The sequence below is a fragment of the Streptomyces sp. NPDC000878 genome, assembly GCF_053599695.1.
This window is the reverse complement of sequence record NZ_JBSFMT010000025.1, coordinates 83,261-104,682: the sequence shown is the minus strand read 5'-3', so window position 1 is coordinate 104,682 and position 21,422 is coordinate 83,261. Positions and strand designations below refer to the sequence as shown.

Below are 21,422 nucleotides of genomic sequence, written 5' to 3'. Positions count from 1 at the left end.
TCGAAAGCCATCACATGCATTCAGTCGTCGAATGCGGCGAACAGTTCCCGTTTGCTGACCTCGCGCAGCCGGGCGACATTGAATTCCTCCGGATCGGCGACGGACAGCGAGTCGAAGACCAGGTTGATCGCGGGTACGAGACCCCAGGCGTGGGTGTAGGGCGGCCAGCCGGGGCTGCCCTTTTCCAGGTCCGCCTGGCGCTCGAATATGTAGTTCGGCCATTGCGGTGTGGACGGATAACGGTGGTGGAAGTCGTGGACCACCGTGTCGCCGGTGAGGACGAGATAGCGCGCCGGCGCGTGCACGAACAGCATGCGCAGGGTCCACACCCCCCAGGCCGCGGCCCTCCGCAGCGGCGGCAGTTCGGGGGTGGGCGCGGCCTCGCCGATGAAGATGGCGTTGGTGAGGCCGCCGAAGTACTCCTTGCCCCGCCTGATGGTGAGGTCCCGGCTCGGGAAGGTGTGCTTGACGCACAGCCGCAGGGTGTTGCTGATCTGGAAGAGCGGGATCAGCGGGACGAACCAGACGATCAGCAGGGCCGGCCAGGTCCCGGTGGCGACGGTGGCCGCGACGGCGGTCGTGTAGAGGGTGACGAAGGTCGCCTTCTCGGTCCGCGCCGAGCCGTGCCAGAACGAACGGGCCCGCGCCACCAGGAAGTTCAGGTGGAACCAGGGCGACACCAGCTTGCCGAGGACCCGCAGCCACATCTGCCGGCGGGTCATCCCGGGACGCAGGTTCAGGCTGACCAGGAAGGCCTGGACGGTGGGGTCGCGCAGGGTCATGTGGTGGGCGGCGTGGTGGTCGCTGACGTGTTCGCGGCTGTAGCGGACGAAGTTCTGGATGACCAGGACGCTGGAGGTGAGCCGGCCGATCGCGGTGTCCACGCGTCGTCTTCGGTACATGTTCCGGTGGGAGCACTGGTGGTAGATCATCATGCGCAGGTTGCGCATCCCGTGCAGGGTGACGGCCCAGCCCGCCGGCACCAGCAGCAGCCAGGCGCCGCCCAGCCCCAGTCCGGTGCAGCCGGCGGCGACACCGAGGGCCATGGAGAGATATACCGTCAGAAGATGAAAGCCCGGCGTCCACCAGGATATGGGTCTCTGTCCGGGCAGTGCCTTTCCGGTGAAAAGGGTGAGCGGATACTGCGTGAACCGGGGCAGGGCGCGCATGGTTTCGCGGGGATCCGAATAATCGGCGATGCCTTCGGTCCGGTAGCCACTGTCGATGGCTGCCATCGCACTCCTCTAGGTCAGGGATCTGAGGCGCCTGATATTCGATCGCCCGGTCGGGCAGGGGATATCGGCGCACGAAAGGTCTGTGCCTGGGTGCGTGGTTGATCCTGGCAGGCGGTCACCCGCAGGGTCAACCTTTTGTTGAGAAAACAAGCGAATAACGAACGCGGGTTGATATCTCTTTGCAGCTCGGCGCCTGAACACGGGAACGCGTCCTGCGCGCGAATTCACGCGGGTGAAGCGGGGGCGTCCTGAGTGAGGGGTGGCTCGGGAACGGGGTCGGGCAGGACCCTGCGGACCCGGACCGGAGAGAGGAAGACCGGCAGGAAGGCCGTCGACACGAACACGCCGCCCACCCACAACGTGGCCTGGACGCCGACGAGTTCGCCGAGCACACCGGAGATCGCGGCACCGACCGCCAGGGCGCCCGTCAACAGGAACCGGAACGTCGCGTTCATCCGGCCGAGCAGCGAGCCGGGGGTCATCCGCTGCCGCAGGCTGACTCCGAGCACGTTGTCCATGCCCACCTTGAACATGACCAAACACCATCCCGCACCCGCGAGAAACAGCCACGGGCCCCGGTCGACCAGCGGCACGAGCAGGCCCGCCGGGGCGAGACAGAGCCCGGCCAGCCCGAGCGTACGGCCGAAGCCCAGCCGGGCGGCGATGGGCCGTGCGCTGCGGGCGCCGATCAGCAGACCGATCCCGCCGGCTCCCCAGAACAGGCCCAACGCGGCGCCGGGCAGGTCGAGTTCGCGGACGAACCAGATCGGCAGCATGGTGTTGATGACGGACGAGCCGAGGTTGGCGAGGGCCGCGGTGAGCACCAGCGCCCGCAGTTCCCGGTTGCCGAAGACATGCCGTACGCCCTCGGCGATCTGGGCGCGCAGCCGGATGCCCGCGCCGCCCTTCGCCGGGGCGGCCGGCGGGGTGCGCCGGATCGCGACGAGCCCGAGGCCAGAGCCCAGATAGGTACCGGCCGAGACCAGTACGGCCACGGGTGCGGTGAGCAGCGAGACGAGCCCGCCGCCCGCGCTGCGGCCCAGGACGTTGCCTGCCGCGATCAGCGTGTTGATGTCGGCGTTGGCCTGAACGAGCGCTTCTTTGCCGACCAGTTGGGGCAGCACGCTCTGTGAACCCACGTCGAAGAACACCGTCGCACAGCCGCTGAGCAGGACGACCGCGTAGAGCTGGCCGAGGGTGAGCGCGTCCAGCCACCAGGCCAGCGGCACCGACGCGTAGAGCGCGGCGCGGCACAGGTCGGCGGCGATCAGCACCCGGCGGTGACTGAGCCGGTCCACCCAGGCCCCGGCCGGCAGGCCGATGACCAGGAAGGCGATCGTGCTCAGGGTGGCGAGGGCGCCGACCTGGCCGGGCCCGGCGTCCAGCGCGGCCACGGCGACCAGGGGTACGGCGACGTAACTGACGTTGCTGCCCAGCTGGCTGAGCGCGGATGCGGTGAACAGCGTGCGGAAGTCGGCTGTCCGCCATGGGGAGTCGGGTCGCATGATCCGTTCGTCCGGTGGGGTCGGGTGCGGGCGGAAAGAGGGCGCGCGGCAGGGCGGGAGCGGGTGGGGGGCTCCCGGGGACCTACCGGCGCGGCGGGTTCGGCCGGGTCGCCGGCCGTCGTACGGCCCGGTCGGCCGGCGGATCCGGTGCGCTCCAACAGAGAGGCGTAATTCCGCTCCGTCTTGGCCAGAAAGCACCCGCCAGAAGATTGTTCACTCTTGCCCCCGTTCCGCTTCCCGCTCTTCGGTGTGGCCGAAGAGCACCCCTAGAGGATGACGCCGGAACCGGTTCGATCACCCGGTTCCCGATGCCATTTCATCGACTGTTCACAGTACTTGGCCGAGCGGTGCAGCATACTTCCGAAGTGCCCGGACGACCGATGGACAGTACCCGGTCGGCGCGGTCCGAGTACAAGGGTGTCGGGTTTGCGCGTGTCCCGGCAAGCGGGCAACAGAATTTCCGAAACTCGTTGACAACGACCGAAGACAGATGTGAGCCTCTGGGAGGTGCCGAGGGGGCGGCCACCCTTCTGTGCCAGTTTGTTGCGTACGTCGGAGCGACACCGCGAACCGTACTTGCGACACAGCACACTTCGTTTGCGAATCAGCACACACCATCGCCACCCGCAGCCCGATGACCATTCGGGCCGATTGGCGTGACGTTCTACCGGGCTTCCCTCACCAGGACCCTGCTCGTTCAGGGTCGCCGACTTCAGCAAAGTTTGGGTGAAAAGCAAAGTGACTGCTCGTACCGCGCTCTTGATCGGTGCCGCCGGGGGAATTCTCTCGGAGGTGGCCAGAGGCCTCGCGAAGGAAGGGAACTCCCTCGTCCTCTTCGACAGGAACGAGGAGACGGTCACCCGCCTCGCCGACGAACTCGCCGAGGTGACGAAGACCGAGGCGGTCGTCGGTGACATCACGGACATCCCGGCCGCCGAGCGGCAGTTGACGGAGATCGTCGCCCGGCACGCGCCGTCGGTCCTGGTGAACGGCGTCGGCGGCGACACCCGGGTCATCGGCTACGCGGATCTCGACCGGAGCCATTTCGAACAGACCCATCTGGAGAACGTGATCAGCACCTGGATCGCGGTCAAGGTCTGCGCCCCCCGGATGGCGGAGGACGGCTACGGCCGCATCGTCAACTTCGCCTCGGCCGGCGGGCGTACGTACAGCCACTTCAACAACGCCGCGTACGTGGGCGCGAAGGCCGCCGTGATCGGCATGACCAAGCAGCTGGCGTACGAACTGGCCGGTACCGGAGTGGTCGCGAACGTGGTCGCGCACGGGCCGATCGCCACCGACCGGGTCGCCGGCGCGTTCGAACGCCGTACCGCGGAGTCGAAGAAGGACGTCCTGGGGCGGCTGCCGATGGGGCGCTACGGCACGGTGGCCGAGGCCGTCGGCAGTGTGCTGCACCTGTGTTCCGAGAGCGCCGGCTACTCCACGGGAGCCGTGATCGACATCAACGGCGGCCTCTACATGTGAGTTCGCGCTACGCGCGTCAGTCCTGATTCTCACCGCAAGGAGCTGGGTGTGGCGAAGTTTGTCGTCGAATTCGAGTACAACGTCGACCGGGCCGGCCGCCAGGGCCTGCATCCGGCGCATGCCGAGAACCTCTACCGGCTCGCCGAAAACGGCGTCCTGCTGCTCGGCGGACCCCTCGTCGGCGAGAACTCCGGGCTTCTGGTGTACGAAGTGGAATCCCGCGAGACACTCCAGCGGATTCTCGAAGAGGAGCCCTATGTCAAGGGTGGCGTGGTGGCGCGGACCCGAATTCAGGAATGGGCGCCGGGCAAGGGGAGTTGGATCTCCGCGGTGAGCACGGCAAAGAATGTGTCAAAGATCGTGTCCGACGAAGTACCGGCCGTTGAGGGAGCCCACTGATATGACCCAGGTCTCTTTCACCCTCGATTCGCTGCACGCCGGAATTGCCGATCCTGGCATGGACTCCATGCGCATCCTCAGTGAGACGGCGCTGCGCTTCCCCGACGCGCTCTCATTCTCCTCGGGAGCGCCCTACGACGGAAACCATGATCTGGCCAATCTCACCTTCTACACCGACCGCTATATCAAGCATCTGCGTGACAAGGGCCTCCCCGAACAGCGCATCACCCGGCTGCTGTTCCAGTACGGGCCCGTCAACGGCCTGATCCAGGACGAGGTCGCCCTGATGCTGAAGCAGGACGAGGGCATCGACGTCCCGCCCGAGGCGATCATGATCACACACGGCTTCCAGGAGGCCGCCCTGGTCGCCCTGCGCGGTCTGTTCGCCTCCCCCGACGACGTCCTGCTGTCGGTGTCCCCGGCGTACGTCGGCATCCTCGGCGCCGCCCGGATGCTGGACATACCCGTACGGGGCGTCCTGGAGGGCCCCCAGGGGCTCGACCCGGAGGCGGTGCGCGCCGCCGCCCGTGCCGTGCGCGTCGAGGGTAAACGGCCGACCGCTCTCTACCTGGTACCGGACTTCTCCAACCCGTCGGGGACGGTGCTGCCGCTCGCGGCCAGGGAGCGGCTGCTGGAGGTCGCCGCCGAGGAGGACTTCCTGATCCTGGAGGACAACCCCTACGGGCTGTTCGCACGGGACGGCGAGTCGATGCCCACCCTGAAGTCCCTCGACGCCCGGGGCCGGGTGCTGTATCTCGGCTCGTTCGCGAAGTCGGCGTTCCCGGGTGCCCGGCTCGGCTATCTGGTCGCCGACCAGGAGGTCACCGAGGCCACCGACGCCGGCGTCACCACGCGCACGCTGGCCCAGACCCTGTCCAAGGCCAAGGCGATGTACAGCGTCGGCTCGTCCACCCTCTCGCAGGCCGTGATCGGCGGTTTCCTGGTCGAGCAGGGCTACGATCTGCGGTCCGCGACACGGGAGTTGGCGGCCGTCTACCTGGAGCGGCTGGACGCGGTGCTGGACGCGCTGGCGGCGGAGTTCCCGGCCGGCGGCGGGCACGGCGTCACCTGGAACACCCCGCGCGGCGGCTTCTTCCTGACCCTGAAGGTGCCGTTCACCGCCGACCTGACGGCCATGGAGCGCTCTGCCCGTGATTTCGGGGTGAGTTGGGCGCCGATGAGCATGTTCTACCTCGAAGGCGGCGGGGACCGCGAGATCCGGCTCGGCTTCAGCAACCTCGCTCCCGAAGCGATTCGGGAAGGCATCGCCAGGCTGGCACGCTTTGTCGCGGACACTGCCCGCGAGATACCCGAACCATCCGAAGGACAGTCATGAGCGTCTCCGAGACCCCCGCTTCCCAGGCATCAACTTCCCTTTCGACAGGCCCTGTTGACGGTTCCGAGGCCGCCGCGACCGTCGCCGTGGTCGTCGACGGCTACTCGGCCGGCAACTTCTACCCGGCCGCGTTCAGCGCCCTCGGCGCCCGGGTGATCCACGCGCAGACCACGGCGGAACTGATCCCGACGATGCTCGCGCCCGATCTGACGGCGTACCAGCGGAACCTCGTCAGCACGGACGAGGCCGAGCTGGCCGAGCTGCTGCGCGCGCACGCCCCGGCCGCCGTGGTGCCGGGCCAGGAGTCCGCCGTACGGGCCGCCGACCGGCTCAGCGAGGCGCTCGGGGTGAAGTCCAACGGCACCGCGCTCTCGGTGGCCCGCCGGGACAAGTACGAGATGATCGAGGCGCTGCGCCGGGCGGGGGTGCGCTGCGCCGACCAGTTCAAGAGCGACGACGCCTCACTGATCGTCAAGTGGGCGGAGGACCAGGGGCGTTGGCCGGTGGTCGTGAAGCCGCTGGACTCGGCCGGCTCGGACGCGGTGTTCATCTGCCAGGACGCCGGGGAGACGCGTACCGCCGCCGAGAGCGTGCTGAGCGGGCGGACCATCTTCGGCAACGCCAACGCGGAGGCGCTGGTCCAGTCGTACCTCAAGGGCACCGAGTACATCGTCGACACGGTCAGCGCCGACGGTCACCAGTATGTGTGCGGGGTCTGGGAGTACGAGAAGACGCTGCTGCCGACCGGCCGCAACATCTACAACCGGGACATCCTGGTGGCCCCGGACGCCGACCCGGTGCCGGCCCTGATCGCGTACGTCACCGAGGTCCTCGCGGCGCTCGACGTGCGCTGGGGGCCGACGCACGCCGAGGTCATCGTCACGGACGAGGGCCCGGTGCTGGTGGAGATCGCCACCCGCCTCAACGGCAACCTGAACCCGGCCTTCCAGGACCTGTGCCTGGGCCACAACCAGGCGGGGCTGTCCGCGCTGGCGTACATCCGCCCGGCGGAGTTCGTCGAGCGGTACGGCGACGGGGTGTACCGCAAGCTCCAGTCCGCCTACACCTACAACGCGCCCACCGCCCTGGACGGCGTCGTGTCGGCCGTGGACCAGGAGACGGTGGCGGCGATCGACGCGCTGCCGAGCACGGTCGTCACCGCGGTCAAGTACAGGCCGGGGTCCCGGATCCGGCCCACGAACGACCTGATGACGGCCGCGCTGCGGATCTATCTGACCTCTCCCGACGACACCCTGCTCGACGCCGACTACGAGCGGGCGCGCGCCCTCAAGGACGCGGTCTACCAAGTGAACCGACCCTGACCTGAACCTCTCTGGAGGAAACAGTGCACAGCCGTATCGGTCTTTTCCTGTCGCCCGTTCACGAGACGGGCCAGGACCCGCATCTGGCGATCCACCGCAACCTCGACCTGGTCGAACTGGCCGACCGGCTCAACTTCGACGAGGCCTGGTTCGGTGAACACCACACGCTCGGCTGGGGGTTGGTCGGCGCCCCGGAGACCCTGATCGCCGCCGCGAGCCAGCGCACCCGGCAGATCAGGCTGGCGCACGGGGTGGTGCCGCTCTCCGGGCACCACCCCTTCCATGTGGCCAGCCGCGCCGTACACCTCCATCACCTCACCCGGGGCCGCTACATCCTGGGCGTCGGCCCCGGGGTGCCGTTCGACGCGACGATGTTCGGCTTGGACGGCAAGGAGCAGCGCAAGCGGCTCGACGAGGCGCTGCCGACCCTGCTCGAACTCGTCAACGGCGAGGGGCGGGTCACGCAGAAGACCGACTGGTACGAACTGGTCGACGCCAAGCTCCAGTTGCCCCGTTTCGGCCCCGGCCCGATCGAGGTCGCGCTGGCCACCTCCGGCACCTCGGTGACCAGCCCCCGGCTGATCGGCCGCTACGGGCTCAGCATGACCTCGTTCGCGCTGCCCTTCGCACTGCTGACGCCGGGCGCCCCGGAGCACATGGGCCTGGCCCAGCAGTGGAAGCACGCGGAGGAGGCGGCCGACGAGTACGGGCAGACGCTGCGCCGCGAGGACTGGCGGGTCGCCCTGCCCGTCCATGTCGCCGAGACCCGCGAGCAGGCCTTCACCGAGGTCCGTGAGGGCTACGACCGCTGGCTCTTCGAGTACTTCGCCAAAGCGGCCGGCCGTGACGTCCTGGCCCCCGGCGCCTCCCGGGCGACCGCCCTGGAGGCCCGCGTGGAGGCGGGCGGCGCGCTGGTCGGCTCGGTCGACGACGTCGTGGACGGCGTCCGCCGTATCCAGGAGGCGACCGGCGGCTTCGGCTCGCTGCTGGTGTACGTCGCCGACTGGACCTCGTACGAGAACACCAACCGCAGTCTGGAGCTGCTGGCCCGGCAGGTGGCCCCGCGGATCACGGGCGCCGCCGACCGTCCGCAGGAGGCGGTCGACTGGGCGATCGCCCGGCGGAACCGGTAACCGGGCCAGAGGGATCAACTCCGGGCGCCACAAGCGCCGTTCGAGGTCACCCAGGTCCTGACCGAGGGGAAGACATCGCATGCTGGAACAGTCCGCGCCGGTATCCGCACCCCTGGATCAGCGCGCGTTCCGTGACATTCTCGGCCGCTTCACCACCGGCGTCGTGCTCGTCACCGCGCAGGCGGCGCACGGCCCGGTGGGCATGGCGGTCAACTCGTTCACGTCCGTGTCGCTGGAGCCACCGCTCGTCGCCCTGTGCGCGGGCCGCGCGTCGACCACCTGGCCCGGTATCCGGGCGGCCGGGCGGTTCGCGGTCGGCATTCTCGGCGAGGGGCACGCGGAGTTGTGCCGGCTGTTCGGCGAGCGCGGGGCGGATCGTTTCTCCGGCCGGGAGTGGGCGTACACCCGGGCCGGTCATCCCGTCCCCGCCGGGGTGCTCGGCTGGCTCGACTGCGAGATCTCCGTGATCCATCCGGCGGGCGACCACGAACTGGTCGTCGCCTCCGTCACCGAGGGGGCGCTGACGGGGGCGGGGGCGCCTCTGGTTTTCCACGCGGGACGCTTCCGCGGGCTGGCGGCGTAGCGCTCCGCGGGAGGGGCCGCTCGGTGTTGTCGGTTTGCTGCGGCGCCGTCGTGGCTGGTCGCGCCCGCGCGGCGGAGCCGCAAATAGATACAGCCCCGCGCCCCTATGGGGCGCAGCCCCCCATCCCCGCCACTGGCGATCCCGGTGGCATCACAGGTCCTAACTAGCCAACAAGCTGAGGGAGATGCGGAAGCCGTGGGCGGTTCGCAGCACTGGGAAGAGCACTGGAACAGACGTCGTGTCCCCTTCCAGGAGGAGTGCCGGCGGGCCCGGGCGGCGCTGCTGGCCGACCTCGGGGACCCGGGGGCGGCCCAGCGGCGGGTTCTCGCGGACATCGTCGAGGTGTGCCGGGACTCCCTGCACTGGAAGGAGCGCGGCTACGACACCGTCGGGTCCGACGCGAAGAGCTTCCGGGACGTCCTCCCGGTCCGGCGCTACGACGACTTCGCGGCTGAGATCGACCGCGAGACCCGGACCAAGGGCGGTGTCCTGTCGTGCAGCCCGGTCCTGCGCTGGCTGAAGACGAGCGGGACGACCGGCGCGCCCAAGCGGGTCCCGTACACCCTGCACTGGCTGCTGACGTACCGGATTCCGGCGATGCAGGCGATGTGGGGCACCTACCTGGACCTGCATCCCGCGATCCTCGACCATCCGTACGCCACCCTGGACACCCAGACCGTCCACGAGAACGTCGACGACTTCCTGTACGGGGTGCAGTACCAGGCGATCAGCAACCGGCATCCGCGCATCAACAGCCGGGACTGGAACCCGCCTTGGGCGGCGGCGCCCTGGTTCGGGCTGGAGGCGCCCTCCTCGCACGCGGGCCGGATGTACCACCGCATCCGCCATCTCGTGGGCCGGCGCCTGGAGTTCGTGTCGGCGATCAACCCGAGCACCCTGATCTCGCTGCGGGACCTGATCGCCGAGCACGGTCCCGAACTCGTCCGCGACCTGGCCGCCGGCACCCTGGCGGGCCGGCCGTACGGCGACCCGGACCCCGAAGCCGCCCGGCACCTCCAATCGGTCCTGGATCAGGGCGAGTTCACCCTCACCGACGTGTGGCCCTCGCTCGGCGCGTACAGCTGCTGGCTGTCCTCCTCCGCCGGGCTCTACCGGTCGAAGCTGGACGCGGTGCTGCCCGGGGCGCGTGCGATGCCGTTCATGAGCTGCGGTACGGAGGGGGTCACCACGCTGCCCGTCGACCGCTCCCTGGACAGTCAGCCGCTCGCGGTCGGCCAGGCGTTCTTCGAGTTCGTGCCGGCCGAGGTGGAACTGGGCAGGCTGCTGGACGCGGGCGAGCACATCGACACGCTGCTGTTCGACGAGGTCGAGGCGGGCCGCGACTACCACCTGATCATGACGCAGGGCAACGGCCTCTACCGGCTGTGGAGCGGCGACATCTACCGCGTGGACACGGTCAGGAACGGCGTCCCGTGGGTCCATTTCGTGCACCGCGACGGCGTCTTCCACTCCTTCACCGGCGAGAAGATCACCGAGGTCCAGGTCACCGAGGCGATCGAACAGGCGCTGACCGCGTACGGCCTCGCAGGCGGCCTCTATCTCTGCGGGCCCCGCTGGGCCGAGCCCCCGCACTATGTCGTGGTCGGTGAAGTCCCGTGCCCCGGCGCCGAGTTGGACCACCGGCTGTCCGACGCGGTGGACCGTGCGCTCGCCACCATCAACATCGAGTACGCGAGCAAGCGCACCAGCGGACGCCTCGGCGCCCTGGAGTTCCGCACCGTCGGCCGCGACACCATCGCCGCCTACACCGAGTCACGGCGCCAGCTCGGCAACGCCACCCAGTACAAGTACAGCCCCTTCCAGAAGGACACCGATTTCGTCGCCGACCTGGTCGGCGGGGCGGGAGTACCCCGGTGATCGAGACGAAGAGGCCGCCGCAGAACGTACGCCGCGAGATCATCACGCTCTCCGTCGACGGCATCGACCTCGCGCTGCACCTCTGGCGTCCGCACGGGGAGACCAAGGGCGCCGTCTTCTACTTCCACGGGTTGCAGTCCCACGCGGGCTGGCTGTGGGAGGTGGGGCCGCAGTTCGCCGACAACGACATCGCCTTCTTCGTACTGGACCGGCGCGGCAGCGGCATCAGCGGCGGCGAACGCCAGGACGTGCCGGACGTCGAGACGATCGTCGCCGATTACGTCGCCGCGATCACGCACACCCGTGAACTGATCGGCGACGACGTCCCGTTGACCCTGTTCGGGCACTGCCTCGGCGGCTCCTTCCTGGCCGCCCTCCTCCACCACCCCGACTTCACCGTCCGCTACGACGCCACGGTCTTCTGCTCGACCTGGCTGGGCCGGCTGCACGCGGTGCTCGGCGAGGAGGAGCGGGCGGCGCTGGCCGCCGAGACGAGCACGGAACCGTGGGACGCGGGCCTGAAGTCGGCGGACTTCACCGACGACCCCCGCTACCGCGGGTTCATCGACAACGACGACCTGGCCGCCCGCACCCTCACCCGCCGCTCACGAGCGGTCCTACTGGCCCTCGAATCCCTTTACTTGGATGCATCCCGCCCCCAACTCCCGGACGTCCCGGCCGCGTTCGTGTCCGGGCTGACGGACCCCATCGTCGATCTCGACGCGACCCGTGAGGTCTTCCAGGGGCTGTTCTCCGACGGCGGTCTGGTCGTCCAGTTCCCCACCGACCGGCATTACCTCTTCTACACGGACGTCAGCCGCAGCCTGGTCGACTGGACGTCCACGCACACCCTGCTCCAAGGGCTGGACCGTGGCGTCTGAGGCGCGGCTGTACCGGGTGGCGCTGCCGATGCGCATCGGCTTCGACCACCCGGCGGCCCGCCGCCGCACCAGCGACAGCCTGGTCCTGCGCCTGACCGTCGACGACCTGACGGGCATCGGGGAGTGCGCGCCCCGCTCGTACGTCACCGGCGAGACGACCGACAGCGTGACGGAGGCCCTCCGACGCGTCCCGCTGCACGCGCTGTTCGGCCGTCTGCGCACCACGCCCCCGGCGGACCTCGCGGACCAACTCCGCGCCGACGGCTTCGAGTCGACGTTCCCGGAACTCTTCGCCCACACCCTGGGGACAGCCCCCGGCACGAACCTGGTGTGCCTGCTGGAGACGGCCGTACTGGATCTGCTGTGCCGTCAGTTGGCCATCCCCGTAGGCGAGTTGTGGTCCCCCGGAACCCCCGAACTCACCTCCGTCCCCGTCTCCCAGGTGCTGGATCTGAGCATCGGCGTCGAGGAGTTCCTGGACACGCGCGGGCCCTTCCACTTCGTGAAGGTGAAGGCGTCCGACGACATCGAGCGGGACATCCGCACGGTGGGCGCGATCCGGCACCGGCTCGGCGCGGACGTGCCGGTGATGGTGGACGCCAACATGAGCTGGCGGCCGGAGACAGCCGTGCCGTACGCGCACCGGCTGCGCGAGGCCGGCGTGGACCTCGTCGAGGAGCCGCTCCCCCGCCGTTCCTGGGCCGATCTCCGCGCCCTGCGCCGGGCGACGGGCGTCCGCGTCCTGCTCGACGAGTCGGTGTGCACGGCGGCGGACGCGCGGGCCGCGGTGGCCGCCGACGCGTGCGACGCGGTGAACGTCCGGGTGTCCAAGAACGGCGGGCTGCTCGCCTCGGCCCGGCTGGTCGAGTACGCCCGTGCCGAGGGCCTGGGCTTCCAGATCGGCGTCCAGGTCGCCGAGACCGGGCCGCTGATCAACGCGAGCAGGACGCTGGCGCTGCGCAGTTCGGATGCGGTTGCCGTTGAGGGCGGCCAGTCCGACCGGTTCTTCGCGGAGGCCGACGCGATCGTGGCTCCGTGGCCGGTTGTGGATCGGCGTACCAACACGATCGGCCCTGTCGAGGGGCCGGGATTCGGTCTGCGCCTGACCGGGCGGGCCTCGCACTGGACTGCTCTGACCTGGACGGACGACAGGTCGTGGCTGTCTGTTGCCTCCGGCCCGGGGCAGTTGGTTGGCCGCGGGTCGGTGGGGGCTGATCGCGCCCACGCGGCGGAGCCGCAGATCGACACGTCCCGCGCCCCTTGAGGGCTGCGCTCGTCAAGGGCGCTGCCTCGTCCCCTATGTCATCAGTTCCGCCTAGAGGAGAGCATCCATGACCGTTCTGTTCGAGTGCGTGTACGAAGGTGAGCGGTACGTCGGGTACGGCGGCCCCGAGGACACCGTCCTCACCCTCTTCCCGCTCGCCGGTGCCGATCCGCGTGCCGCGGTTCTGGCGGCCGACGGTGACATCCCGACCCTGCTCGCCGCGCTGACCGAGGGGCGCGAGCCGGTGACCGCGGCCGTGGCGGACGTACGGTTCCGGCCACCGCTGCTGCCCGACTCGGTCGGGGACGCACTGGTCAGCGGGTTCATGGCGACCCACAACGTGAAGGCGGACTCGGGAGCGCCCACTCAGCCCAACTGGTTCTTCAAGGGGCTGGGCGAGGTCCTGAAGGTCTCCGGCGAGCCGCTGCGCGTGCCGCAGGGCGCGATCGCGGTGACCGAGGAGGCGGAGGTCGTCCTCGTGTACGTCGGTGACGCGGACGGCACCCCGAAGTACGCCGGGTACACCTTCGGCAACGACCTCACCGACATCGGCCGGTTCAAGCGGCACGCGGGGCATCTGTCGTACGCGAAGCTGTGCGACGCGGGCGTGGCGCCGTATCTCTTCCTGGGCACTCCGCCGCAGCAGGTCAGCGGGCAGGTGACCATCGAGCGGGACGGGCAGGCCGCCTGGCAGGGGCCGTTCACCACCGGGGTCAAGGCCCTGCACTACGGGCTGCGGGACATGACGGCCGGGCTCTTCGCCAACGCGTCACTGCTGCACCCCGGCCGGGTGCACTACGTGTACCTCGGCGCGGACCGCAGCAGCTTCCACCACGGCTTCACGACGGCCGACCGCGACCGCGTGACCATCGAGTTCGCCACGCACGGGGTGACGCTGTCCCATCCCCTGCACTGGGGATGAGCGCAGCCGTCAACCGGCGTACGTCGGCTCAGGACACGCCCGCCGTGGCCCGCGTCGTCGTGGCGATCGTCGCCGAGCCGACGACGCGCGTGCCGTCGTACAGGACGATCGCCTGGCCCGGCGCCACCCCGCGGACGGGCTCGGTGAACGTGACCTCCAGGGTGCCGTCGACGAGTGCGGCGGTCACCTCGGTCTCGCCGCCGTGGGCGCGCAGCTGGGCCGTGTAGGTGCCGGGCCCGGTGGGGGCCGCTCCGCACCAGCGGGGCCGGATCGCGGTGAGGGCGTCGACGTCGAGGGCGGCGGCCGGGCCGACCGTCACCGTGTTGTCGACCGGGGAGATGTCGAGGACGTAGCGCGGCTTGCCGTCGGCGGCCGGGGTGCCGATGCGCAGGCCCTTGCGCTGGCCGATGGTGAAGCCGTACGCGCCCTCGTGGGAGCCGACGACCGCGCCGGACTCGTCGACGATGTCGCCCTCGGCCTTGCCCAGGCGGTTGGCCAAAAAGCCCTGGGTGTCGCCGTCGGCGATGAAACAGATGTCGTGCGAGTCGGGCTTCTTGGCGACCGCGAGACCGCGCTGCTCGGCCTCCGCGCGGATCTCGTCCTTCGTGGTGAGGGTGTCGCCGAGGGGGAACATCGCGTGGGCGAGCTGACGGTCGTCGAGGACGCCGAGGACGTACGACTGGTCCTTGGCCATGTCCGAGGCGCGGTGCAGCTCGCGGGTGCCGTCGGCCAGGGTGACGACCTGCGCGTAGTGGCCCGTGCAGACCGCGTCGAAGCCGAGGGCGAGGGCCTTGTCGAGGAGCGCGGCGAACTTGATCTTCTCGTTGCAGCGCAGACACGGGTTCGGGGTGCGCCCCGCCTCGTACTCGGCGACGAAGTCGTCCACCACGTCCTCGCGGAAGCGCTCGGCGAGGTCCCACACGTAGAAGGGGATGCCGATGACGTCGGCCGCGCGGCGGGCGTCGCGGGAGTCCTCGATCGTGCAACAGCCACGCGCGCCCGTGCGGAACGATTGGGGGTTCGCGGACAGGGCGAGATGGACGCCTGTCACATCATGGCCGGATTCCGCCGCTCGGGCGGCGGCTACGGCGGAGTCCACGCCGCCGGACATGGCGGCCAGTACGCGGAGGGGCTGCTGCGAGGTGTGAGTCATAACCCTTCCAGGGTACGGGGCGCCGGGAACCGGGGCGCGCGAGTATCCGTTGCGATCACATGGAGGAAACACAGGCTCGCCGGGAGACCGGCCGCGGCCTTCCGCAGGACGTGCCCCGCCAGTTGCACAGCGAGGGCCACCGCAGAGCCGCTCCGAAGGACGGCGACCGGCGGATCGGGCGGCGGGCCCTGCTCATCGGCGGGGCGGTGGCCGCCGTCGCCACGGGCGTGCTCGCGCGGGACGAGCTGGGGCGCATGTGGTGGCGGGTGCCCGGGGTGACGAAGCCGCGCAAGGAGGGCGAGGTCGACTACACGGGGGCGCGCTGGGTGGCGGCCTCCTCGGCGAACTGGCGGCTGGCGGACCGGCCCGACGACTACACCGTGGACCGGGTGATCATCCATGTCACCCAGGGCAGTTTCGACAGCGCGGTGAAGGTCTTCCAGAACCCGGCGCACGGCGCGGCGGCGCACTACATAGTCCGCAAGGACGGGCACGTCACCCAGATGATCCGCGAGCTGGACGTGGCGTTCCACGCGGGCAACCGGGAGTACAACGAGCGCAGCGTCGGCATCGAGCACGAGGGTTTCGTGGAGAAGCCCGAGGACTTCACGGACGCGATGTACACCGCCTCGGCGCGGCTGACGGCGAGGGTCTGCGCGCGGTACGGCATACCCGTCGACCGGGAGCACATCATCGGGCATGTGGAGGTGCCGGGGACGGACCACACGGACCCGGGCAAGGGGTGGGACTGGGCGAAATATCTGCGGCTCGTCGCCCGGGCGAGCACGGCTTCCGCCACTTCCGCACAGGAATCAACGTGACCCATATCACGCCCACTCAAGATCGTGAACATTTGATGAGCGTCGGCCGCCCGAAGTGTCCCGTCCCCCGATCCTGACCTGCGGGACGCCAACTCGCCTCACCTCTCATGGAGTTGAGGTCCGGAACAGCGGCTTCAGGTTCCACAGGTTCCTGCCGGGCTCCTAAGTTCGCCTCAGTCTTTACACAGCCCTTAGCTCAAAGCTCCGCAGCCATGACCCAAACAAACGATCCCCTCGACACGACGGGACAGCAGAGCAAGGGTGCCCACGCGAAGCGCGACCGGGCCGGCAAGGGCGAGCACTCGCACGAGAGCAGGAGCCGGTCGGGCAAGGGCCTGCACCGGCGGAAGTTCCTCGGCGGCATGGCCGGGGTCGGGTTCGCGGCCGTCGGCGCGGCGACCGGGACCTTCGCGCTGCTGACCGACGGCAACACCTTCAAGGCCTCCGCGGCCGACACCGCCCTGAACATCCCGGACCTGCTGGAGGGCACCACCGCCGACGGCACGACGACGTTCACCCTGACCGCGAAGACCGGCACGGCGGAGGTGATCAGCGGGGTCACCAGTACGACGGCCGGCTACAACGGCCCACTCCTCGGCCCGACCATGAAGTGGACCAACGGCAGCACGGTCCTGCTGAACATCACCAACAGCCTGGGCGCCGACACCAGCGTCCACTTCCACGGCGCCCACATCCCGCCCAAGATGGACGGCGGGCCGCAGAACGCCTTCGCCGACGGCGAGACCTGGTCGCCCACCTTCGAGATCAAGGACGAGGCCAAGACCCTCTGGTACCACCCGCACGCCCTGGGCACCACGGCCGAGCAGGTCGTCCACGGCCTGGCCGGGATGATCATCGTCGAGGACGACTCGGACGCCTCGGCCGCGCTGCCGAGCGAGTACGGCGTCGACGACATCCCGCTCATCCTGCAGTGCCTGGCGGTCGACACCAGCGGCGACATCAAGTACAACATCGCCGGCTATCTCGCCTCCGGCCTCACCTATCCGGTGCTGTGCAACGGCACCAACGTCGACGCGACGACCCTCGGCTTCACCGCCACCAAGAAGCGCACCCGCTTCCGTGTCCTGAACGCCTCCCCCTCCGACATCCTGACCATCCAGCGCGGCGACGGCGGCACCCTCACCCAGGTCGCCACCGACCAGGGCTATCTCACCGAGGCCACCGAGGTGACCTCCATCCGGCTGGTGGCGGGCGCCCGCGCCGAGTTCGTCCTCGACCTCGAAGCGGCGGTCACGCTCCAGACCGTGGTCACCACGGGCTGGATCCGGGGCGGCAGCGGCACGTACGACTTCCTGACCGTCACGCCGGACGCCTCGGACACCCCGGACGACCTGCCGAGCACCCTCAACACGATCACCCGGTACGACACGACCGACTTCGCCGCCCGCACGATCACCCTCGGGCAGAGCGGCCAGCTGATGACGATCAACGGCTCCGCGGGCACCACCATGGACTCGATGGCCACGATCATGACCACGCTCGACGCCGAGGAGATCTGGACGATCACCAACTCCACCCAGCTGGAACACTCCTTCCACCTGCACGACGTGCCGTTCCAGCTGATCGAGATCAACGGCGAGGAACCCACCGGCGTCGACCTCGGCTGGTTCGACACCTACGAGGTGGTCGGTGGCGGCTCCATCAAGATCGCGATGAAGTTCACGGACTTCACCGACGACACCTACATGTACATGCTCCACTGCCACCTCCTTCAGCACGAGGACGAAGGCATGATGGCGGCCCTCATGGTGATGGACAGCTAGCACCTTCCCGCCTCCCCCGGGACGGTTGCCGCCGGCAGTGGAAGTGCCGGCGGCAACCTGCTGGGAAGGTAGACCAACAGCGCGACACTGTCGACAGTTGGCGCGGATATTGGGAGAGATCTCTCGAATTTAGGCCGAGTGTCGACACTCACCCTGACCGCTCGACCCGGCCGCTCGACGAATTACTGATGATCCGTCAGTTTCCTTGGGCTGTGGGGCAGTTGGGTTCATGCTGTGATCCATGTCAGCCCCCACACCCACACCCAGAGCCACATCCGGACGCAGGCTCGCGGCCGTCGCCGTGGCGGCCTCCGCGCTCCTCGGCCAGTTACTGACCGGCACGGCCACCGCGGCCACCCCGGCCCCGACCACCTCTCCGGCCGCCTCCATAGCCTGGCAGCCCTGCGAATCCCCGTACGGCGAGGGCGAGTTCGAGTGCGGGACCCTCACGGTCCCGGTGAACTGGCAGCGCCCGGACGGCACGACCGTCGACCTGGCCCTCGCCCGGCACCGGGCCACCGACCCCGGCCGGCGGATCGGCTCGCTGCTGCTCAACCCGGGCGGCCCCGGCCAGCCAGGGGTGGACCTCGCCCTGGGCGCGCCGTTCTCCTTCTCCCCCGAACTGGCCGCCCGTTTCGACTTCGTGGGCTTCGACCCGCGGGGCATCGGCGGCAGCGCGGAGATGCACTGCGACGGGGAGAAGGCGGACGCCCGGCAGGACGCGCTGAACCCGACCGACGAGGCCTCGTTCCAGACCCTCCGCCAGGCCAACCGCGCCCTCGCCGACAGCTGCCGCGAGGTGTCGGGACCGCTCGCCGACCACATGGACACGGGGAGCGTCGCCCGGGACATGGACGCGATCCGCGCGGCTCTCGGTGAGCGGCGGATCAGCTACTGGGGCGGCTCGTACGGCACGCTGATCGGCCAGCAGTACGCCGAACTGTTCCCGCACAGGGTCCGCGCGATGGTGCTGGACTCGAACATGGACCACAGCCTGGGCGCGTGGGACATCCTCAAGACCCGCACCGAGACCCTGGAGGCCTCGTTCGGCCTGTTCGCCGACTGGTGCGAGCGCACGCCGAGCTGCCTGCTGTACGGCAAGGACGTCCGCGCCCTCTTCCGGACGTACTACGCGGCGGCCGAGGAGGGCCGCCTCGTCTACACCCTCTCCAACCGGCCCTTCCCCGCCTCGACGCTGCGCGGCATCGCCTACAGCTACATGTACGAGCCGGACAACTGGTCCACGTTCGCGCTGATCCTGTCGTACCTGAGCGTGGTGCCCGAACCGCCGACGGCGACCGGAACGACGACGGCCACGGCCGCGGCGGCCGACCCGGTGGCGTTCACGTACGACCCGGTCCTGTGCCAGGACTTCGACCTGGACGTCCCCTCGTACGCGACGATGGACCGGTTCCAGACGGAGCTGGCCCGGATCGCGCCGCTCACCCGGGTCGCCTCGCTGGGCTGGTCGTACATGACGAGCTGCCAGAACTGGACGGACCGGGTGGCCAACCCGCAGCACCCACTCCGGGTGAACGGCACCCCGCCGATCCTCCTGACCAACAGCCGCTACGACGTGGCCACTCCACACGCCTGGGCGGCGAACGCGACCCGCCAGATCGGCCGCGAGGCCCGGCTGCTGACGTACGACGGCGTCGGCCACATCACGTACTGGCGCAGCCCCTGCATGCGGGACGCGGTGGACACCTACCTGACGACCCTGACACCCCCGGCGAAGAACACCCACTGCCCGGCAATCTGGCCGGGCACCAGCGAGGCGGCAGCAAGCCAACTGGCCCCCGCAACGGCCCTGGTGGACCCAATGCCAAAGCCGCACATGAACACACCGCTCAGCGAGGCGCCCTAAAGGGGCGCGGGGAACTGCGCGACAAGCCACAACGGCGCAGCACCCAACCAACAACCCATCACGGCACCGCACCCCCGGCGGAGCCCTCAGCTAAGACCCGCAGCCCGAGCCCGCTCCACCACAGGCCCGATCGCCTTGGCCACCGCCTCCACGTCCGCCTGCGTGGAGGTATGGCCAAAGGAAAACCGAAGCGTCCCCCGAGCCAGGTCGGGAGCCGTACCCGTGGCCAGCAGGACATGGCTGGGCTGCGCCACCCCGGCCGTGCAGGCGGAGCCGGTGGAGCACTCGATGCCCTGCGCGTCCAGGAGCAGCAGCAGCGAGTCGCCCTCACAGCCGGGAAAGGTGAAGTGGGCGTTGGCGGGCAGCCGGTCCACCGGATCGCCGCCCAGGATGGCGTCCGGCACCACCCGGCGCACCTCCTCGACCAGGGAGTCACGCAGGGCACCGATCTCGTGCGCGAACCACTCCTGCTGCTCGGCGGCGATCCGCCCGGCGACCGCGAAGGAGGCGACGGCGGGCACATCGAGGGTCCCGGACCGCACGTGCCGCTCCTGACCGCCGCCGTGCAGCACGGGTACGGGGCTGTACTCACGGCCGAGCAGCAGCGCGCCGATGCCGTACGGGCCGCCGACCTTGTGGCCGGAGACGGTCATCGCGGCGAGCCCGGAGTCGGCGAAGGAGACGGGCACCTGACCGAAGGCCTGCACGGCGTCGGCGTGCAGCGGGACGCCGAACTCGGCTGCCACGTCGGCGAGTTCACGGATCGGCATGACCGTGCCGATCTCGTTGTTGGCCCACATGACCGTGGCCAGGGCGACGTCGTCGGGGTTGCGGGCGAGGGCCTCGCGCAGGGCGTCGGGGTGGACGCGGCCGTACGCGTCGACCGGGAGGTACTCGACGTCGGCGCCCTCGTGCTCGCCGAGCCAGTGGACGGCGTCGAGGACGGCGTGGTGCTCGACGGGGCTGGCGAGGACACGGGTACGGGCCGGGTCGGCGTCGCGGCGGGCCCAGTACAGGCCCTTGACGGCGAGGTTGTCGGCCTCGGTGCCGCCGGAGGTGAACACGACCTCGCTGGGCCGGGCGCCGAGCGACTCGGCGAGCGTCTCGCGGGCCTCCTCGACCGTACGCCTGGCTCTGCGGCCGGCCGCGTGGAGTGCGGAGGCGTTACCGGTGACGCCCAGCGTCGCGGTCATTGCCTCGACCGCCTCCGGAAGCATCGGGGTGGTCGCGGCGTGGTCGAGGTATGCCATGGTGTCGTGATTCTACGGCGCCGTGACGACGGCGAAACGGGTGGACCCCGGTCAGAAGCTCCACGAGACGGTGTGGTCGAGCTGCATGAGGGTGACGAGCACGACCAGGTCGGCGATGCCGAGACCGAGGCCGAGGAGGGCCCGGCCGCGCCGCTTCGTACCGCGCCAGAGGGCGACGACGGCCAGGACGATGGCGACGGGGCCGAGGAAGATGTTGAGGACCAGCAGGCCCAGCAGTCCGAGGACGAAGGACGCGACGGCCATGCCGTCGGCGTCGCGGGGGCCGGTGCGCTCGGTACGGCCGGTGGCCGATGCGGTGAGTTGCATGGTGATCAGCTCCGACGGGCGAGGCGCTCACGGAGCGCGAAGATGCCGAGCCAGACGGCGATGCCGGCGGCGGCCAGGACGGTGAACGAGACCGGGACGTGGGCGACGGTGCCCAGCATCATGCCCAGCAGCAGAAGAACGGCCACGAGGAAGAACATGGGAGGGGATCCCTTTCGTTCGTTACAGTTCAGTGAACGCTTGTAGTTACACTTGTTCACTGACTCTTGAGTCTAGCGCGCCGCCCGGCTTTTCAATTACAGAGAACAGTTGTTAACTG

Annotated in this window: 19 protein-coding genes; 13 read left to right on the top strand and 6 right to left on the bottom strand. The window is 69.7% G+C overall.

The genetic code is table 11. From position 1 onward, the window contains the following. Nucleotides 1–20 precede the first annotated feature (20 nt). Entirely contained in the window at nucleotides 21–1,235 is a 1,215-nt protein-coding gene (locus tag ACWDR4_RS23010) for a fatty acid desaturase (RefSeq protein WP_450411102.1), read from the bottom strand. A 224-nt stretch (nucleotides 1,236–1,459) separates the two neighbouring features. After that, complete coding sequence (locus tag ACWDR4_RS23005) at nucleotides 1,460–2,740, bottom strand: MFS transporter (RefSeq protein ID WP_450411101.1); 1,281 nt, start codon at nucleotides 2,738–2,740, stop codon at nucleotides 1,460–1,462. Nucleotides 2,741–3,478: 738 nt separating this feature from the next. Here ACWDR4_RS23005 and ACWDR4_RS23000 point away from each other — a divergent pair. The 10 genes from ACWDR4_RS23000 to ACWDR4_RS22955 all read left to right on the top strand — a co-directional run bounded on the left by ACWDR4_RS23000 (nucleotide 3,479) and on the right by ACWDR4_RS22955 (nucleotide 13,943). Beyond that, nucleotides 3,479–4,225 (top strand): SDR family NAD(P)-dependent oxidoreductase, encoded by a 747-nt coding sequence (locus tag ACWDR4_RS23000; RefSeq protein ID WP_450411098.1) that lies wholly within the window; start codon nucleotides 3,479–3,481, stop codon nucleotides 4,223–4,225. 48 nt (nucleotides 4,226–4,273) lie between these two features. Next, a complete protein-coding gene (locus tag ACWDR4_RS22995) occupies nucleotides 4,274–4,624 on the top strand; it encodes a YciI family protein (protein ID WP_450411097.1) in 351 nt (116 codons plus the stop codon). 1 nt (nucleotide 4,625) lies between these two features. Beyond that, nucleotides 4,626–5,960, top strand: coding sequence for an aminotransferase-like domain-containing protein (locus tag ACWDR4_RS22990; protein WP_450411095.1), 1,335 nt, complete (start codon nucleotides 4,626–4,628; stop codon nucleotides 5,958–5,960). Next, on the top strand, nucleotides 5,957–7,282 hold the full coding sequence (locus ACWDR4_RS22985; RefSeq protein WP_450411094.1) for an ATP-grasp domain-containing protein: 1,326 nt from the start codon (nucleotides 5,957–5,959) through the stop codon (nucleotides 7,280–7,282). The genes ACWDR4_RS22990 and ACWDR4_RS22985 overlap by 4 nt, the downstream gene beginning before the upstream one ends. Before the next feature lie 23 nt (nucleotides 7,283–7,305). Next, a complete protein-coding gene (locus ACWDR4_RS22980; RefSeq protein ID WP_450411093.1) occupies nucleotides 7,306–8,415 on the top strand; it encodes an LLM class flavin-dependent oxidoreductase in 1,110 nt (369 codons plus the stop codon). A 79-nt stretch (nucleotides 8,416–8,494) separates the two neighbouring features. Further along, complete coding sequence (locus ACWDR4_RS22975; RefSeq protein WP_450411091.1) at nucleotides 8,495–8,998, top strand: flavin reductase family protein; 504 nt, start codon at nucleotides 8,495–8,497, stop codon at nucleotides 8,996–8,998. Nucleotides 8,999–9,193: 195 nt separating this feature from the next. Then, a complete protein-coding gene (locus tag ACWDR4_RS22970) occupies nucleotides 9,194–10,876 on the top strand; it encodes a GH3 family domain-containing protein (RefSeq protein ID WP_450411089.1) in 1,683 nt (560 codons plus the stop codon). Continuing rightward, complete coding sequence (locus tag ACWDR4_RS22965) at nucleotides 10,873–11,757, top strand: alpha/beta hydrolase (RefSeq protein WP_450411088.1); 885 nt, start codon at nucleotides 10,873–10,875, stop codon at nucleotides 11,755–11,757. Before ACWDR4_RS22970 ends, ACWDR4_RS22965 begins: the two co-directional genes overlap by 4 nt. Then, nucleotides 11,747–13,021 carry an enolase C-terminal domain-like protein gene (locus tag ACWDR4_RS22960; RefSeq protein ID WP_450411086.1) on the top strand — a complete coding sequence of 425 codons (1,275 nt, stop codon included), beginning with the start codon at nucleotides 11,747–11,749 and terminating at the stop codon, nucleotides 13,019–13,021. Before ACWDR4_RS22965 ends, ACWDR4_RS22960 begins: the two co-directional genes overlap by 11 nt. Nucleotides 13,022–13,088: 67 nt before the next feature. Continuing rightward, the gene (locus tag ACWDR4_RS22955) at nucleotides 13,089–13,943 is read left to right on the top strand and encodes an FAH family protein (protein WP_450411084.1); all 855 of its coding nucleotides are present in this window, start codon (nucleotides 13,089–13,091) and stop codon (nucleotides 13,941–13,943) included. 28 nt (nucleotides 13,944–13,971) lie between these two features. Here the strand turns inward: ACWDR4_RS22955 and mnmA are convergent, their stop codons facing one another. Beyond that, nucleotides 13,972–15,096, bottom strand: a complete 1,125-nt coding sequence (mnmA, locus tag ACWDR4_RS22950) for a tRNA 2-thiouridine(34) synthase MnmA (protein WP_450411082.1) — start codon at nucleotides 15,094–15,096, stop codon at nucleotides 13,972–13,974. A 59-nt stretch (nucleotides 15,097–15,155) separates the two neighbouring features. Here mnmA and ACWDR4_RS22945 point away from each other — a divergent pair, with 59 nt between their 5' ends. The 3 genes from ACWDR4_RS22945 (at nucleotide 15,156) to ACWDR4_RS22935 (ending at nucleotide 19,568) form a co-directional block, all read left to right on the top strand. After that, the gene (locus ACWDR4_RS22945; RefSeq protein WP_450411081.1) at nucleotides 15,156–15,917 is read left to right on the top strand and encodes an N-acetylmuramoyl-L-alanine amidase; all 762 of its coding nucleotides are present in this window, start codon (nucleotides 15,156–15,158) and stop codon (nucleotides 15,915–15,917) included. Between the two features lie 212 nt (nucleotides 15,918–16,129). Further along, on the top strand, nucleotides 16,130–17,701 hold the full coding sequence (locus ACWDR4_RS22940) for a multicopper oxidase family protein (protein WP_450411079.1): 1,572 nt from the start codon (nucleotides 16,130–16,132) through the stop codon (nucleotides 17,699–17,701). A 241-nt stretch (nucleotides 17,702–17,942) separates the two neighbouring features. Continuing rightward, on the top strand, nucleotides 17,943–19,568 hold the full coding sequence (locus ACWDR4_RS22935; RefSeq protein WP_450411077.1) for an alpha/beta hydrolase: 1,626 nt from the start codon (nucleotides 17,943–17,945) through the stop codon (nucleotides 19,566–19,568). Nucleotides 19,569–19,654: 86 nt separating this feature from the next. On the opposite strand, the gene ACWDR4_RS22930 is transcribed toward ACWDR4_RS22935, so the two are convergent. Genes ACWDR4_RS22930 through ACWDR4_RS22920 form a run of 3 tightly spaced genes read right to left on the bottom strand, consistent with a single transcriptional unit; the run spans nucleotide 19,655 to nucleotide 21,303 of the window. Continuing rightward, nucleotides 19,655–20,818 carry a cysteine desulfurase family protein gene (locus ACWDR4_RS22930; RefSeq protein WP_450411075.1) on the bottom strand — a complete coding sequence of 388 codons (1,164 nt, stop codon included), beginning with the start codon at nucleotides 20,816–20,818 and terminating at the stop codon, nucleotides 19,655–19,657. A 51-nt stretch (nucleotides 20,819–20,869) separates the two neighbouring features. Continuing rightward, complete coding sequence (locus tag ACWDR4_RS22925) at nucleotides 20,870–21,145, bottom strand: DUF4190 domain-containing protein (RefSeq protein WP_369032393.1); 276 nt, start codon at nucleotides 21,143–21,145, stop codon at nucleotides 20,870–20,872. A 5-nt stretch (nucleotides 21,146–21,150) separates the two neighbouring features. Further along, the gene (locus tag ACWDR4_RS22920) at nucleotides 21,151–21,303 is read right to left on the bottom strand and encodes a hypothetical protein (protein WP_369032394.1); all 153 of its coding nucleotides are present in this window, start codon (nucleotides 21,301–21,303) and stop codon (nucleotides 21,151–21,153) included. Nucleotides 21,304–21,422 lie beyond the last annotated feature (119 nt).